This window comes from Pantoea sp. B623, assembly GCF_024814475.1.
GTDB classification, from domain to species: domain Bacteria; phylum Pseudomonadota; class Gammaproteobacteria; order Enterobacterales; family Enterobacteriaceae; genus Pantoea; species Pantoea ananatis.
In genome coordinates, this window is record NZ_JANUXM010000004.1 from 2,702,410 (window position 1) to 2,717,525 (window position 15,116).

Below are 15,116 nucleotides of genomic sequence, written 5' to 3' on the forward strand. Positions count from 1 at the left end.
CTGTTTTGTTAATGTTCAAACTGGCCAAATTCCTGCTGCAACAGTCGGTTCTGTGCCAGACGCTCAGAAAGCGCCGGGCCAAGTCGTTCCACGATGGCAGACAGCAGCAGGTTGAAAAGGCAACTGATGGGCGCAAGAGAGTCCCAGAAATTGGCGGTATCCGTTTTTACCTGAAGCAGATCAACCGGGTAATCACGCGCCCATGGGCACCAGATATCGGTGACGAGCGCCATCGCGACCTTGCGCTCGGTGGCAATCCGGCAAAACTGCCTTGCTACAGTGGAATAGGCCCGGGTATCGGTAAGAATGACGTAAGGCCTTGAAGACTCGGAATTCAGCGACTCCAGCCAGCTGCCTGAGCTGCCATCGGCGTAGGTAACGCGCGGGCGCAAATATTCCAGATGACTGAAAAAGGTGTTGGCAATGCCGCGTGTAGACTGAATACCCAGCACGATGACCGTGTCGGCATCCGCGATTTGCTGGCTGATATGGCGGAAAGTATCCGTTTGGGCCAGCTGATAGACATAGCGAATGGCATCCAGCTCCATCTGCAGGGACTGGCTGGACAGGTCGGGCAGGGTGCGTTGCTGCTCCCAGGAATCAAGACGGTCAATAACCCCCCATTGCTTGTAGGGCGTATTGGGGACGTCGCGCAGCAGGTTTTTCACATCATCAAGGTTTTTAAATCCCAGCTTACGCAGGTAACGTCCTACGGTTATACCGCTGGTACCGGTCGCCTGGGCGATGCTGTCAGCCGTTTCAAACGGAATTTGCTCGGGATGACTTAACAGCCACGAACTAATCCGCTTTTCGCTTGGCGTTTGCAGGCTAAAAGCGGCTTCGATTTTTTTGAACAGGGCTTCGTTCGCGCTCATGTTGTCCTCAATGTTACCTGGCTGTCATTGTCCGCTGCGTTGTTAGTCAGGTAACAAGCACAATGCATGCCATATTTCTGAGGTGTATGAAAATAAGCGGCACGTCAGAGGATTCAGTAAAGGGAGTGAGAGGAGTGAATAGCCCGTCCATCAATCTGGCGCAATTAGGGTGCAACATATTTGAAACCTGCATCACATTGGGGCAACAAAATCGGCGGGAAATGTGATGCAGGTGAAGAAAACGGTTCAGCACGGCGCGGACCCGGTCAGCGCGGTTAAGGCCGTTGCGCTACGAGGTCTGAGGACAAGGCCTGAGTGGCCTGAACGGTGCGGAGACATTACTCGTCATGCTGAGGGCCAGTCAAAGACGATCGGTTTTTCAGGGCGCGTTTTGAACCCCAGGGAGTGAGGTAAAGCAAAAATCAGCGGTGGCCGCGCAGGGGAAAATTCAGCGTTAAAATAACCTGTTTCTGGCGTGATTTTTTAAAAACGGCGGCCTTTTGCATGCAGAAAAAATTATGGCTGATTACCGCTTCGCTAAAGTGACTTTTAAGAATGTTTACCGGCAATAAAATGGCAGTAAACACGATTCAGTCACATACTTGCTTTTTTGACTCGTTAAGTGACACATCATGATTAGCTTCGTTCGTTCTTTGTTCGCCAGCCCGGATAAATTCCTGCAGATAATGAGCCGCCAGGACATAAACGACTCCATTGCGGATGGTGAGCGCATAATTATTGATGAAAATGGCAATGCTGCCGTCAATATTCTCAGTGATGAAGTAAAGGAAGATTTTAATCGGCACGTCAATACCTTAAAGGGAGTTTGAGGTGGGAACCGCAATTTTTATGGTACTGATGGTGAGTGGTTATTGGTACACCAGCCGGGATCTGTCCAGCCGTTTCAAAATGCGTCGTTCTTCAGGATGGGATGTCTATTTTCTTGTCGCACTTTACGGCTGTATTTTTGTACTGCAGGGCGTTTTCGTCACCGCCCTTATCTGGTTTATCTTGTTTATTATTTCAAGCGTTTCCAATTTCCTGTATGCGTTTCCTGGCGATCATTTGCAACTGCAAATGAAGTTCATGAACTGGAGTTTTCTCGGTATTCAGGCCCCAGTGGTAATCATGCTGGGCTTTGCCATCCTGTTCTGTCTCTACCGGTCAAACTGGGCAGGCAGCGCACAACTGAACGTGTCAGGTCGCAAAGATCTTTATCAGAAGCTTTCACGATCCAATGGTGTTGAACAGATGCTGTTCCAGTGCATGGAAGAAGGAGAGCTGGCGTGGATCACCTTAAAATCCCGTCGTATTTATATCGGCATGGTACACGCTGCCACCTTTGAATATGAGCGCACGGCCAATATCGTGCTCATCCCGATGCTGAGCGGCTACCGCGACAGCCATACGCTGAAACTGTCGGTCGAGCACAACTACAGCAGTTGGTATGCCGAGCACGACATCACACTGGATTCTGAGCCGAAAAACGCGATGGCATTTCGAAAAGTCATCATGGTGGATCAGATTGAAAGCTTCTCACTGTTTGATCCTGCCAGCGCAACTGCACTGTCAATGGGCGAAGACCATCCGCAGAGCGTTGAGAAAAGTCGTGAAGGTGACCATTCATCCCCGCCAGACCAGCAAATTGAATAATACAGCAACACCTCTGTCCGTACGTATTCACTGCCCCATCAATGCTGTCTGAATGCAAAATAGCATTGATGATGCAGTGTGTTTGCCAATACGTATCTACGCTGTTTACTGCGTTCATCAACGAGGAAACTCTATGGCTTATCAAGGCAAAGCGTTAGTGATTGGTGCATCACGTGGCATAGGACTGGCGGTCGTCAAGGCGTTTGCGGCCAACAACTGGCAGGTCACGGCAACCCATCGCAGTGAAGTCCCCCCGCAGGGGGAAATCCCGCAGGTTGACTGGCGTCGGCTCGATATGACGCAGACCGAGGCGGTCAAGCAATTTGCGGTTGGGCTGAGCGGGCAGCCTTTTGACGCGATTCTGATCAACGCCGGCATTTACGGGCCTGCGCATCAGAAGCTGTCAGAGAGCAACGATGCTGAGCTAATCCAGCTGTTTATGACCAATGCCGTTGCGCCGATACGAACCGCAGAAATTTTGCTGCCGTTACTGAACCAGCAACACGGCGTACTGGCGTTAACCTCATCTCAACTTGCCAGCCTGAATGAGAATCGACATGCAGAAGCGCCACTTTACTCAGCCAGCAAAGCGGCTCTTAATATGCTCACTCGCTCGCTGGCCAGACCGGTGGCGGCGCAAAACGGCACGCTACTAACCCTGCATCCCGGCTGGGTCAAAACGGATATGGGAGGCGATGCGGCACCGCTCACGCCTGAAGAAAGCGCCAATGGGATTGTCACGCAGTTAACCGCCAGTCGGGGACGTGGCGGCCACCACTATCTGGACTACGCGGGCAAAACGCTTCAGTGGTGAGGTAAAGGTTGCAGCAACGCTGACGGGCTGACAGGGATAATGGCAGCCCGTCAGCGTGAAATTTTGCAACATCCACGCCCCGGCATTACACTGCGCTTTTGATTACATTGATTGAAGGTGCTTATGTCTCAGCCCTACGAGCGACAACCGCTACCCTTACCGGGTGGCCATAAAAAAGTGCTGTTGCACTCCTGCTGCGCGCCCTGTTCGGGAGAAGTCATGGAGGCGATGCTGGCATCCGGCATTGAATACACCATCTATTTCTATAATCCGAACATCCATCCGCTTAAAGAGTATGAGCTGCGCAAAGACGAAAATATCCGCTTTGCCGAAAAGTTTGGCGTGCCGTTTGTCGATGCGGACTACGATCGTGACTACTGGTTTAAACGTGCCAAAGGGATGGAGTGGGAACCGGAGCGCGGTGAGCGCTGCACCATGTGCTTCGATATGCGTTTCGAGCGCACGGCGCTGTACGCCCATGAAAATGGTTTCCCGGTGATCACAAGTTCACTGGGGATTTCCCGCTGGAAGAACATGCAGCAAATTAACGACTGCGGCGTCCGTGCTGCCGCACATTATCCCGATCTGTCCTACTGGGAATTCAACTGGCGTAAAGGCGGCGGATCGGCACGCATGATTGAAATCAGTAAGCGTGAGAGTTTTTATCAGCAGGAATATTGCGGTTGTGTTTACTCCCTACGGGATACCAATCGTCATCGCGTTGCCAGTGGTCGCGAGCGGATCCAGATTGGCGTACAGTACTATAAGCCTGATGATAACTAGTTTTTTGCTGCCACGGTTAAAGCAAGCGGACTAAATGACCAACCCCGAAGGTTTCGTTTATTCCGCTAAATAACTTCTTTTTTGGGGGGTTTTCAGCCTTACTACATACGCTGCAAGGATGGGCGTTGCTGTCGGTAACGTTCAGTCGCTGGCTTTTACGGCATACGCTAGGCGTACAGCCCATCATCTGCTTGAAGGAGCGGGTAAAAGACTGCTGACTTTCAAAGTGGTATTTAACCGCCAGGCTGATAATGGGCGCATGGCTGTATTTTAAATCATTAATACAGGCAATTAATTTCTTTCTACGGATGTAATGGGCCAGCGTTTCATTATGATAACGGGAAAATAACTTTTGTAGATACCATTTTGAATAACCCGCCTTTTCAGCAATGTCGTCAATGCTTAAGCGCTGGTCCAGATTCTTATTAATCCAGTCAGTAACAGAAATAATCACGCTCTCATTGTATTTGTTCTCATTCATAACACCCCCTTAAATTTCGAAGGTGATTGTAAATTATCCTGTGTTTCTCAAAACATTACATGCGTAAAGATTCTTAAGGAAGTGAATGGTTATTTCCTGCGATGTGGAAGTAAAGGCTAAAAGATTATATTACGTTGCGATTTGTGTATTATTTGTTTACTGAATAGAGGGCATAATGAGTGATGTGATTAATTCACGCCAATAAGCATCGCGTTCATTTCCCCGTTTACCGGACAGGAATAACGCCTTCTGCGAGGGTGCAGGCACCGTCGCAGAAGGGCCATGGCTCAGAGCAGGTTGTTCTCGGCCAACTCAAGTGCAAAATAGCTGAAAATCAAATCTGCGCCAGCCCGCTTGATCGCGCCAAGGCTTTCGAGCACGACATTACGCTCATCGATGGCGCCCGCCTGGGCCGCGAATTTAATCATCGCGTACTCACCACTAACCTGATAGGCCGCCAGCGGAAGTTCGGTGCGCTCGCGGATATCGCGCAGAATGTCCAGATAGGCTCCGGCCGGTTTAACCATCAGTGCATCGGCACCTTCAGCCGCGTCAATTAGCGACTCGCGAATAGCCTCACGACGATTCATCGGGTTCATCTGATAGGTTTTACGATCGCCTTTCAGGGCCGTACCTGCCGCTTCCCGGAAGGGGCCATAGAAGGATGATGCAAACTTGGTGGAATAAGACATGATCGCTGTCTGGGTAAAGCCTGCGGCGTCCAGCGCCTGGCGTATCGCCTGAACCTGGCCATCCATTGCGGCAGAAGGCGCGATAAAGTCGGCCCCCGCCGCCGCCGCCACAACGGCCTGCTTGCCCAGATTGATCAGGGTGGCATCGTTATCGACGCCGTGGTCACACAGCACGCCACAGTGGCCGTGGCTGGTGTATTCGCAGAAGCAGGTATCCGACATCACGATCATTTCAGGCACGGTGTCTTTGCAGATTTTCGACATACGCGCCACCAGGCCGTTTTCATTCCACGCATCGCTGCCGGTCGCGTCGGTATGATGGGAAATCCCGAAGGTCATGACCGAGCGAATGCCCGCCTTAGCGATACGTTCAATTTCATAGGCAAGACGTTTTTCAGGAATACGTCTTACGCCAGGCATGGCCTGAATATCTTTATAGTCATCAACACCTTCCTCAACAAAAATGGGCAGGGCCAAATCGTTCAGGCTAAGGCTGGACTCCTGAAACATTGCACGCATTGACGCGCTGGCGCGCAATCTTCTGGGACGTTGGGTAAGGGAAAAATCAGACATAGACACTCACGTAGCCAGTTTAAATAAGACGCACAGTCTACTCCGATTAGGTGCAGGCGATGAAGGTTTGTGTGCGGTGTGCAGAGGCAGCAAAAGATTCTCCCGCCTCAGGGGCGGGAGAGAGGGGCGTTACTCGTTGATATTTGGGTGCTGTTCAACCAGATTTTTACGTTTGGCTTCCAGGCGGGCCATCTCGGCGTCGATATCTTCGATTTTCTGCTCGATGTTATCGTGATGCTCCTGCAGAATTTCGCGCGCTTCTTCCATGTCAGAGGCGGCGGGAGTTGCACCTTTCAGGGGCTTATTCGCCGTCTCTTTCATGTAGAGGCCGGTAATCAGGCCAATGACTGCAACCACCATCAGATAGTAAGCGGGCATATAAAGGTTATTGGTCGATTCTACCAGCCAGGCCGCTAACGTTGGCGTCAGGCCTGCAATCAGTACCGATATGTTGAAGGCGCTGGCTAATGCACTGTAGCGAATGTGCGTCGGAAACATAGCAGGCAGTGACGAAGCCATCACGCCGGTAAAGGCATTAAGGATAACGGCCAGCAGCAACAACCCAGCGAAAATCATTCCCAGCATGCCACTGTTGATCATCATGAAGGCCGGAATGGCGAAGATCATCAGGGCGATACTGCCGATAATCACAAACGGACGACGGCCAAAGCGGTCGCTCAGCAGCCCCATCACGGGCTGGACAAACAGCATGCCCATCATGATGGCGATGATAATCAGCACGCCATGATCTTCAGAGTAGTGCAGGTTGTGCGACAGGTAACTTGGCATGTAGGTCAGCAACATGTAATAGGTCACGTTGGTTGCAATAACCAGACCGATACAGGCTAGCAGGCTACGCCAGTGTTTCGTGGCGATTTCTTTGAAAGAGACTTTCGGACCGTCACGCAGGCCTTCGCGATCGCCTTGTTCCAGTTTGTCGACGTGCTGCTGGAACGCGGGGGTTTCTTCCAGGGCATGGCGTAAATACAGGCCAATAATACCCAGTGGCAGGGCCAGGAAGAACGGAAGACGCCATCCCCACGCAAGGAAGTTCTCTTCGCCGATGATGGTAGAGATTAAGACGACGACGCCCGCGCCCAGCACGAAGCCGGCGATAGAACCGAAGTCCAGCCAGCTTCCCATAAAGCCGCGCTTACGGTCAGGCGAATACTCGGCCACAAAGATAGAGGCACCGGTATATTCCCCACCGACTGAGAAGCCCTGGGCCATTTTGGCCAACAGCAGCAGAACCGGCGCCCAGATGCCAATGGAGGCATAGGAGGGAATCAGGCCGATACAGAAGGTACTGACCGACATAATGACGATGGTAATCGACAGGATTTTCTGACGACCATATTTATCCCCCAGCATGCCGAAAAACAGGCCGCCTAAAGGACGAATCAGGAAAGGAACGGAGAAGGTTGCCAGTGCGGCAATCATTTGAATCCCTGGAGAGGCATCCGGAAAAAACACCTTACCTAAGGCATAAGCCACAAAGCCATAAACACCAAAATCAAACCACTCCATGGCGTTACCCAAAGAGGCGGCGGTAATGGCTTTACGTAAACGGGAATCATCAATGATGGTGACATCATCTATCCCAATCGGTTTTACACGCTTCCTACGCAATTTCATAGAATTACCCTGTAATGGAACATGAAAGTCCTCAACGGCGCGAACCGAAAACAGCGTTCAGACCGCTGCGTTGAGGAAATTTAAGCATAGCCGTAAAACAGCATTATCTGTCGATCCATCAAAACAACAAATACTGTTGTTATCTGATTTATCGGCCGCAGAGTATAACGTTTTTGTGTGATATTTGTCATGTTTGACCTGAAAACGAACAATTTTACCGGTGGTTTATAGCAGCCCCTGAAGCGAAAAAAAGTCAGGTTCTGCGCGCGTTTGCGTGTTAAGTGAGCGCTGCGGTTTGAGCTCACTCAGCCGTCTGGCTTAAAGCTATTAATAAAGATTAAGGATTGGGCGGGTTAAGGTTTGAGGCTTGCCTATCAGAACGCCTTCGGCAATACTCTTTCACCTTGATTTGGAGGAAGAATGTCAAGGAAAACACCCCTTACTTGCCAGAGCCCTTGGGTGGCGCAGATAGATAGTGTAGAAAGAAAATTAATGAATTCTTCTGAGGTGCCCACGGCTTCCCGGTCTCCTGAGGCGCAGCTCAGTTCTGGATGGCTTAGCTGCCGCACGAAATACTGGATTGACCGCCTGGCTCAATTGAGCGAAGCACTACAAACATCGACCGTGACAGGTAAGCAACGCTCGGAATACGAGGAGTGCCAGCAACTGTTGCAGCAGTCGATGCCTACGCTGCAACGGCTGAATCAGCGCGCCAGTGCGCCTGTTGAGCACGTCATTCAACAGGAAGAGGCCATTGCGGTGGCAATGCGGGCGGCGAGTAAGCAGCGTGCAGCACAGCGAAAAGCGCGTTGATTTAGCGCTTCTTCGCCGTCATTGTGCCGCGTGCGTCAGTAAGTTGCGGCTCAGGTGTTTTCAACCTCAACCGGCAAATGACCATATTGTTTCATCCACGCCACGATCGTGGGGTTATCCATGGGCCTGGCGTAAAAATAGCCCTGGATAAAGGTGACACCATGCTGCTGTAAATAGCGGAACTGCATTGCCGTTTCGACGCCTTCTCCCAATACCTGCAGCTTCAGTTTATGGCTCAGACTGATAATGGCGTCCAGCACCGGCGTTTCCCCCTCCAGGGATTCGATGGCATTGATAAAACCCTGATCGATTTTTAGGTAGTCCAGCGTAAAGGTTTGCAGGTAACTCAGAGAGCAGTGCCCCGTACCAAAGTCATCAATAGCGACTTTCATGCCTGCCTGACGCAGTTGCGCCAGCTTAGCCGCGACAAGGCTCCCTTCTTTGATCAGGCTCCGCTCCGTCAGTTCCAGAGTAATGTTGAATTCGGTTCTCGCCATCCTGTCAGCAAAATTAAGCATGTCGTCAACAAAATCCGGGTGCTGAAGATGCTCGGCAGCCACGTTAATCGCCAGATGAAAGCCGGGGTTAGGCGCCCAGCTTTGCGTGTCTTCAACGATCAACTCCATCAAATGATGGGTAATCGGGATAATCATCCCTTCCGCTTCTGCGGCGGTAATAAAGGTGTCCGGGCGCACGCTGTTACCGTTGGGCAGGGTCCAGCGCAAAAGGGCTTCTGCGCCCGTGCAACGTTGCAGCGTGCAGCTGTAGGTAGGTTGATAATGCACGCTGAACTGACGGGACTGAATGGCGCGACGAATTTCATCTCCCCAGGAAAAACGTCTGCGAAGCCAGGAGGCGGTAAGAATCATAAACAGCACGGAAAAAATCGCCGCCATCGGCATAAACACGAAAAGAAGCTGCGTCCATGTTTTAACCAGCTCAGCACCGGGCGCTATCAGGGTGACCTTGATGCTATAGCGGGAAGAGGTGGCATGATAGACCTGAGGCTTAAGCCACCTGTCGTCGGCCATTTCACGATCGCCTGACACGATTGGCGCACCGTTACTAAAACGCATGGTTATCTGATAATGATGCGTACTGCCCAGCGCGCTCATAAAATCAATAAGATACTGCCCTTCAACCATCACCCAGAGGGCTCTGCCAGCTGCCAGCTGGCGCACAAATATCACGGCAGGTCGGTCTGGCACGATGTAAGAACCCGCGATGGACAGGCTCCACCAGTCTTTGCCGGTCACGGGCGGGGCGACGCCAATCATGGCTTTAAGCGTAGCGGGCTTGTTACCGTAGGCAGAAGAGCAGCTTACCGTGTTACTTTCCAGTTTGCCTATACCGCGAAAATAGGGATGGAGAGTGCTATTAACCCGTAGCGTATTTTCTATCTTTTCACAGGGTTGGTACTCATACTGGCGCAGCCAGGCGATCATGCTCCAGGCGTTATCGCTGATTTTTTCTGCCTGAGACAGTAAGGTCGCGGCCGTATCAATTTGCTGTTCTTTTACTGTTTTTCTGGCATCAATTATCGTGAACAACAACCCCAGGAGCAGTGGCAATAGTCCTGCGAGGACAATGAGCGATTTGGCATGCTCATGTTTTCTTTTTATTAGCGGCACCGTAAAAACCTCTGAATCGTGATCGTGTTTTGAGAGGTGCTAAGGGTTAATGCAGCATAGCACGCCAGTTCACGCCGCTGGTGAACGGTCGGAAATCCCTTATTCTCCGATATGGTCAATTATCGACCTGGCAGGCAATTAATTGACAAAAAATTCATGCTATTAGTGAATGCTCACACATTAGTTTGATGGCAGCTATAAACCGGTCGTGGAAAAGGTGAGCTTGGGGGTGTCCTGAAAAGGGTGCCGCAGCGAAGCCGTGGGAGGAGTAATCCAAAACACGGCAGCCAGAAGGGAGAGAAATGAGAACCCTCTTGTTACCTGGAAAGCGCGGCTGACCAACTGATGACGCGCCATAAATATGAGTACAGCAACCTGTCTAAATTACCCTGTGCCCCGACAGCATAACGACGTCGGGGCAACAACGTTTAGTCCTGGAAATAGATCTGCTTCAGGGCGACTTCGACGCCGCGCAGTTCTGCAAGTCCTTTAAGGCGGCCAATCGCGGAATAGCCTGGATTGGTGCGCTTACGCAAGTCATCCAGCATCTGGTGACCATGATCGGGGCGCATCGGGATGGCTCGCTGTTCGCCCGCCCTACGGCGACGCTGCTCCTCGGCCAGGATCACTTTGATGACGCCAACCATATCCACATCGCCTGTCAGATGGGCCGCCTCGTGGAAGCTGTTGGGGTTCGTTTCTCGCTTTGTTGCCCGCAGGTGCACAAAGTTAATGCGGTCGGCATAGGTTTCTGCCATCTCGATAAGGGCATTATCCTCACGTACGCCGTAGGAACCGGTACAGAAACAGAATCCGTTATGCAGGCTGTCTACCGTTTCTTTCAGCCACTGCATGTCCTCTTGCGTGGAGATAATGCGCGGCAAACCAAGAATTGGACGGGGAGGATCATCAGGATGGACGGCCAGCTTAATGCCGACTTCTTCCGCCACCGGCACGATGGCGCGCAGAAAGGTGGCCATATGCTCGCGCAGCCTGGCTTTATCAATACCGTCGTATTGCGCCAGCTGTGCCTGAAATTGTTCGAGCGTATAACCCTCTTCTGCGCCGGGTAAGCCTGCGATGATGTTGCGCACCAGCGTGGCTTTCTCTTCCTCGGTCATGGCGGCGAAACGCGTTGCGGCGGCCTGTTGTTCGGCGGCGCTGTAATCTTTTTCCGCGCCGGGGCGTTGTAACAGATGCAGTTCAAACGCGGCAAAGGCATCGGCATCAAAGCGCAGCGCCTTAGCGCCGTCCGGCAGTTCCCAGGCCAGATCGGTACGCGTCCAGTCAAGAACCGGCATAAAGTTATAGCATACGGTATCAATCCCGCAGGCTGCCAGGTTGCGAATTGACTGCTGATAATTGGCGATGTAGTGCTGATAATCGCCGCGTTGGGTCTTAATCGTTTCGTGCACAGGAATGCTTTCAACGACTGACCAGGTAAGACCTTTTTCCGCCAGCAGCGCCTGACGCGCTTTGATTTCGGCTACAGGCCACACTTCTCCGTTAGGGATGTGATGAAGTGCTGTGACAATTCCTGTTGCACCTGCCTGGCGGGCATCGTCAAGTGACACAGGATCGTTCGGGCCGTACCAGCGCCATGTATGTTCCATTATTGCTCCTTGGTGGACGTGTGGCCCAGTGGTCAGGCCGCTGGACCAAGAGTAAGATAGCGCGTAAATTAAGGCCGTGATCCGGATCGCAGCAATATAAATACGTATCATCTGATGCCCGAAAGGCGGCCTGCAACAGGAGAGAGTTATGGGGTTAGCGGTACTGAAAACTGAGCGGCTTTATCGGCAAATTGCTAATGCCATCATTGCGGGCATTCATGGCGGCGATTTCGTGCCGGGCGGGGCGCTGCCGCCCGAACGGGAACTGGCCCGACAACTGGGCGTCAGTCGTTCATCGGTGCGTGAAGCCCTGATAGCGCTGGAGATGACGGGTTACGTCAGCATCCACACCGGTACGGGGGTTTTTGTCGCTCAGACCTTACCGCAACCTTCAGCAGGCAAAGAAACCGAGAACTTCAGCCTGCAGGATCTGCTACAGGCGCGCGAAGCCTATGAGAGCATGCTGGCGGGCATGGCGGCGCGAAACGGCAGTGAGGCCCAGCGTCAGCAGCTGCTGTCCCTTAGCGCAGCGCTCCAGGCATTTAATGAAAACGACGCGGCTTTCATCGAGCAGGATAAAGGCTTTCATCTGCTGATTAGCGAGATGAGCGGCAATGATCTGTTGCGGGAAATGATGGAAAATCTGTGGAACAAACGCGACAGCGCCCATTTCCGCCGGCTGGAACGTCATTATGCCGACAATACCTTTGCAGATGAAATGAACGCGGACCATCAGCGCATCGCCGAGGCAATTGCGTCCGGTGATGAGCAGGCTGCACAGGCGGCGATGAGAGATCATCTGCAGCATGTGCAGCAGCGTTTACTTGGTTAACAGCCGCGAAGGCTTGGGGCGGCCGGTTCCCAGCATAATGGCCAGACGGCTCCCGCCCGGGGTAGTTTCCATTAAAATTTTAGTGATGCTGGTCAGAGGAACGGACAGCAGCATGCCGACCGGGCCCAGCAGCCAGCCCCAAAATATCAATGACAGAAACACCACCAATGTTGATAAGCCCAGACCGCGCCCCATGATGCGTGGCTCAAGCATATTGCCGAAAACCATGTGAATGGCAGTAAACAGCGCCGCCACCATTGCCGCGTCAAACACGCTGTTGAGCAGCAGCGCCTGCAGGAAAGGAGGAATACCGGCAATAATCGGCCCGATATTGGGAATAAAGTTAAGGATAAAGGCCACCACGCCCCACAGTAACGCAAATTTCACGTCCAGCAGGTAGAGCGTCAGCCAGACCGCGATGCCGGTGATCAGGCTGATTAGCGTCTTCAATGCCAGGTAATGCGTCACCCCTTTTAAGGCCTTGTGTAAACCGGCGATACGAATTTTGGGGTTCACAAACGAGTTACGCATTTTATAAGGCAGATGGTGCACCTCAAACAGCATAAAGACCACGGTGAGGATCAGTAACACGGTATTGGTCATCGCGCCTGAAAAGCCACTCAGCGCCACACTGGCCAGATTCATAACGGTATTTGGGTCGAAACGCTGAACCAGGGCATCGGTTGAGATATTGAGATGGATGCTGGCTGCCAGATGCTGAACCACCGCCATTTTCTTTTCCATAATGGTGCGCAGTTGAGGATAGAGGTCGGAAAACTCACTCATCGAGCTTGCCAGTATGGCTCCCAGCAGCAGAATCACGATAAAAATCACCGTAATCACCAGGGTAATCGCCAACCCCCGCCGCAGCCCGCGCCGCATCAGTATCGTGACTAACGGATTCAGTACGATGGCAAAAAAGGCCGCCAGAAGTAACGGGACCAGAATGTCGGAGGCCGCTCTTATCCCGGCAAGGATAATCACCAGCATCGCGAGTTTGATTAAGATATTTTGTCCAATTTTTTCCTGCTGTAACGCGTTCATTCTGTATCTCTACGCATAAATAACTGATGAAAGTGTAGTTGAAGGAAAAGTAACGGTCTGATTTGTTAAGGGAAACGGTAAATCAGGCGAGTTTTTTACCCGATAAATGGCGGAATAAGCCGGATTTCCTGCTGTGTTGCCGTCTGGGTGTTAAAGGATTCTGGGGCGGATCCAGTGAGAAAGCTGTCGGAGACATCAAGGGCAGGGGGCATGAGCGCACAGGCGGTCACCCGCAACGACTGCGTCGCGGGTGAATGTGGCAGGATTATAATGACTGTGCGGATTCGCCCTCTTCTACTTCTTCACGTGCCGGCTTGTCTGCGCCAGGAATGAGAAGATTCAGGACAATGGCGACCAGGCCGCCGGTGGTGGCCGCGGAGCCAAACAGATTCTCAAACATGGGCGGCAGATGGGAAAGCGAAGCGGGAACGGATTCGATTCCCAGCCCGAAACTAAACGCCAGACCGACAATCAGTATTTCCCTGCGCGTTAGCGGAGCCTGGCTTAGGATGCGAATCCCCGCCGTGACGACGCAGCCGAACATCACCATTGTGGCTCCCCCCAGCACCGGTGTGGGAATCTGACGCAGTGCTTCGCTGAAAGGCGGAAACAGCCCCAGCAGGATAAGAATGACGCCGACGTAACGACCGACAAAACGACTCGCCACGCCCGTCATCTGGATCACGCCGTTATTTTGCGCAAAGGTGGTGTTGGGAAAGGCGCTCAGCATCGCCGCAATCATGCAGCTCAGTCCGTCTGCCAGAATGCCGCCCTTGAGACGGGCGCTAAAGGTCTTGTCGGTAATAGATTTACCGGAAATCAGGCTGTTAGCAGTAAGATCGCCCACCGCCTCGATGATGCAGACCAGAGAGACCAGCACCACCGGAATGAAAAGCGTACTGTTGAAGTGAAAGCCAAACGGAAACAGAGAGGGTAAACGAAAGACGCTCTCGCCCAGATCGTGAACCTGAAATTTGCCACTCAGGGCAGCGGCAATACAGCCTGCTGCGATGCCGGCCACGACCGATGAAAGGCGTAGCCAGCGGTTACCGGAGCAGCTCAGCACAACGATGACGCCAAGCGTTAACGCACCCAGCGCCAGGTTACTGAGGCTGGCAAAATCCTGGGCTTTCTCACCGCCGCACCAGTTAATCACACTGACTTTTATCAGGCTGATACCAATCAGCGCAATCACGCTCCCCGTCACCACCGGCGTAAAAACCCGCTTTAAGGTATCGATGAAGCGGCTGACGATGACCGGCACCAGCGCCGCGACAAAGTTGACGCCAAACAGCATCGCCATGATGTCTTCTGGACTGCCGCCCTGTGCTTTGACCCACAGGCCGCCGGAGATGGCCACACCAAGAAAGGCAAAACTGGTGCCCTGCATGCATATCATGCCGGCACCTATGCCCCATACCCGGTTTGACTGCAGAAACGTCCCGATGCCGGAGGCAAGGAGCGACATGCTGATCAAATAAGGCAGCCACGCATCCAGACCCAGCGCCGTGCCGATCAGCAACGGGGGCGTAATAATGCCAACCAGGCCCGCCAGCACATGCTGTAAAGCGCTGAAGAAAGCCTGGAGTGGTGGGATTCGCTGGTCCAGTCCGTACAGTAAGCCGCTGTTTTTTGGGTCAGACATGATTATCTCTTTCGGGTGCAGGGAGGTCCGAC

General features: G+C 52.5%; 14 protein-coding genes. 6 read left to right on the plus strand and 8 right to left on the minus strand.

What is annotated here, in order from left to right; all coding sequences use genetic code 11:
- Positions 1-8: 8 nt before the first annotated feature.
- On the minus strand, positions 9-875 hold the full coding sequence (locus tag NXS97_RS14300; protein ID WP_014594820.1) for a MurR/RpiR family transcriptional regulator: 867 nt from the start codon (positions 873-875) through the stop codon (positions 9-11).
- A gap of 632 nt (positions 876-1,507) precedes the next feature.
- Between NXS97_RS14300 and NXS97_RS14305 the strand changes: the two genes are divergently transcribed.
- The 4 genes from NXS97_RS14305 (at position 1,508) to NXS97_RS14320 (ending at position 4,125) form a co-directional block, all read left to right on the plus strand.
- Positions 1,508-1,705 (plus strand): hypothetical protein, encoded by a 198-nt coding sequence (locus NXS97_RS14305; protein ID WP_013027591.1) that lies wholly within the window; start codon positions 1,508-1,510, stop codon positions 1,703-1,705.
- A gap of 1 nt (position 1,706) precedes the next feature.
- Complete coding sequence (locus NXS97_RS14310) at positions 1,707-2,528, plus strand: hypothetical protein (RefSeq protein WP_013027590.1); 822 nt, start codon at positions 1,707-1,709, stop codon at positions 2,526-2,528.
- 133 nt (positions 2,529-2,661) lie between these two features.
- Positions 2,662-3,342, plus strand: a complete 681-nt coding sequence (locus NXS97_RS14315; protein ID WP_015699365.1) for an SDR family oxidoreductase — start codon at positions 2,662-2,664, stop codon at positions 3,340-3,342.
- A gap of 123 nt (positions 3,343-3,465) precedes the next feature.
- On the plus strand, positions 3,466-4,125 hold the full coding sequence (locus NXS97_RS14320; protein ID WP_116220159.1) for an epoxyqueuosine reductase QueH: 660 nt from the start codon (positions 3,466-3,468) through the stop codon (positions 4,123-4,125).
- Positions 4,126-4,141: 16 nt separating this feature from the next.
- On the opposite strand, the gene NXS97_RS14325 is transcribed toward NXS97_RS14320, so the two are convergent.
- The 3 genes from NXS97_RS14325 to proP all read right to left on the minus strand — a co-directional run bounded on the left by NXS97_RS14325 (position 4,142) and on the right by proP (position 7,506).
- Positions 4,142-4,606, minus strand: coding sequence for a helix-turn-helix domain-containing protein (locus NXS97_RS14325; RefSeq protein ID WP_013027587.1), 465 nt, complete (start codon positions 4,604-4,606; stop codon positions 4,142-4,144).
- A 287-nt stretch (positions 4,607-4,893) separates the two neighbouring features.
- Positions 4,894-5,871 carry a porphobilinogen synthase gene (gene hemB, locus NXS97_RS14330; RefSeq protein ID WP_014594817.1) on the minus strand — a complete coding sequence of 326 codons (978 nt, stop codon included), beginning with the start codon at positions 5,869-5,871 and terminating at the stop codon, positions 4,894-4,896.
- Positions 5,872-6,000: 129 nt separating this feature from the next.
- Complete coding sequence (gene proP, locus NXS97_RS14335; RefSeq protein ID WP_013027585.1) at positions 6,001-7,506, minus strand: glycine betaine/L-proline transporter ProP; 1,506 nt, start codon at positions 7,504-7,506, stop codon at positions 6,001-6,003.
- 492 nt (positions 7,507-7,998) lie between these two features.
- Between proP and NXS97_RS14340 the strand changes: the two genes are divergently transcribed.
- A complete protein-coding gene (locus NXS97_RS14340) occupies positions 7,999-8,319 on the plus strand; it encodes a hypothetical protein (protein WP_013027584.1) in 321 nt (106 codons plus the stop codon).
- Positions 8,320-8,369: 50 nt separating this feature from the next.
- Here the strand turns inward: NXS97_RS14340 and NXS97_RS14345 are convergent, their stop codons facing one another.
- On the minus strand, positions 8,370-9,950 hold the full coding sequence (locus NXS97_RS14345) for an EAL domain-containing protein (RefSeq protein ID WP_072139111.1): 1,581 nt from the start codon (positions 9,948-9,950) through the stop codon (positions 8,370-8,372).
- Positions 9,951-10,378: 428 nt separating this feature from the next.
- A complete protein-coding gene (uxuA, locus tag NXS97_RS14350; RefSeq protein WP_014604819.1) occupies positions 10,379-11,563 on the minus strand; it encodes a mannonate dehydratase in 1,185 nt (394 codons plus the stop codon).
- 148 nt (positions 11,564-11,711) lie between these two features.
- Here uxuA and NXS97_RS14355 point away from each other — a divergent pair, with 148 nt between their 5' ends.
- The gene (locus NXS97_RS14355) at positions 11,712-12,395 is read left to right on the plus strand and encodes a FadR/GntR family transcriptional regulator (RefSeq protein ID WP_013027581.1); all 684 of its coding nucleotides are present in this window, start codon (positions 11,712-11,714) and stop codon (positions 12,393-12,395) included.
- Here the strand turns inward: NXS97_RS14355 and NXS97_RS14360 are convergent.
- On the minus strand, positions 12,384-13,439 hold the full coding sequence (locus NXS97_RS14360) for an AI-2E family transporter (protein WP_013027580.1): 1,056 nt from the start codon (positions 13,437-13,439) through the stop codon (positions 12,384-12,386). The genes NXS97_RS14355 and NXS97_RS14360 overlap by 12 nt on opposite strands.
- Positions 13,440-13,704: 265 nt before the next feature.
- Positions 13,705-15,084: a nucleobase:cation symporter-2 family protein gene (locus NXS97_RS14365; RefSeq protein WP_026021056.1), complete on the minus strand. Its 1,380-nt coding sequence runs from the start codon at positions 15,082-15,084 to the stop codon at positions 13,705-13,707.
- Positions 15,085-15,116: the final 32 nt, after the last annotated feature.

Bases quoted from the DNA above. Each gene is read 5' to 3' on its own strand.
- NXS97_RS14300 (WP_014594820.1), bottom strand. From the start codon at position 875: ATGAGCGCGAACGAAGCCCTGTTCAAAAAAATCGAAGCCGCTTTTAGC.
- NXS97_RS14305 (WP_013027591.1), top strand. From the start codon at position 1,508: ATGATTAGCTTCGTTCGTTCTTTGTTCGCCAGCCCGGATAAATTCCTG.
- NXS97_RS14315 (WP_015699365.1), top strand. From the start codon at position 2,662: ATGGCTTATCAAGGCAAAGCGTTAGTGATTGGTGCATCACGTGGCATA.
- NXS97_RS14320 (WP_116220159.1), top strand. From the start codon at position 3,466: ATGTCTCAGCCCTACGAGCGACAACCGCTACCCTTACCGGGTGGCCAT.
- NXS97_RS14325 (WP_013027587.1), bottom strand. From the start codon at position 4,606: ATGAATGAGAACAAATACAATGAGAGCGTGATTATTTCTGTTACTGAC.
- hemB (WP_014594817.1), bottom strand. From the start codon at position 5,871: ATGTCTGATTTTTCCCTTACCCAACGTCCCAGAAGATTGCGCGCCAGC.
- proP (WP_013027585.1), bottom strand. From the start codon at position 7,506: ATGAAATTGCGTAGGAAGCGTGTAAAACCGATTGGGATAGATGATGTC.
- NXS97_RS14340 (WP_013027584.1), top strand. From the start codon at position 7,999: ATGAATTCTTCTGAGGTGCCCACGGCTTCCCGGTCTCCTGAGGCGCAG.
- uxuA (WP_014604819.1), bottom strand. From the start codon at position 11,563: ATGGAACATACATGGCGCTGGTACGGCCCGAACGATCCTGTGTCACTT.
- NXS97_RS14355 (WP_013027581.1), top strand. From the start codon at position 11,712: ATGGGGTTAGCGGTACTGAAAACTGAGCGGCTTTATCGGCAAATTGCT.
- NXS97_RS14360 (WP_013027580.1), bottom strand. From the start codon at position 13,439: ATGAACGCGTTACAGCAGGAAAAAATTGGACAAAATATCTTAATCAAA.
- NXS97_RS14365 (WP_026021056.1), bottom strand. From the start codon at position 15,084: ATGTCTGACCCAAAAAACAGCGGCTTACTGTACGGACTGGACCAGCGA.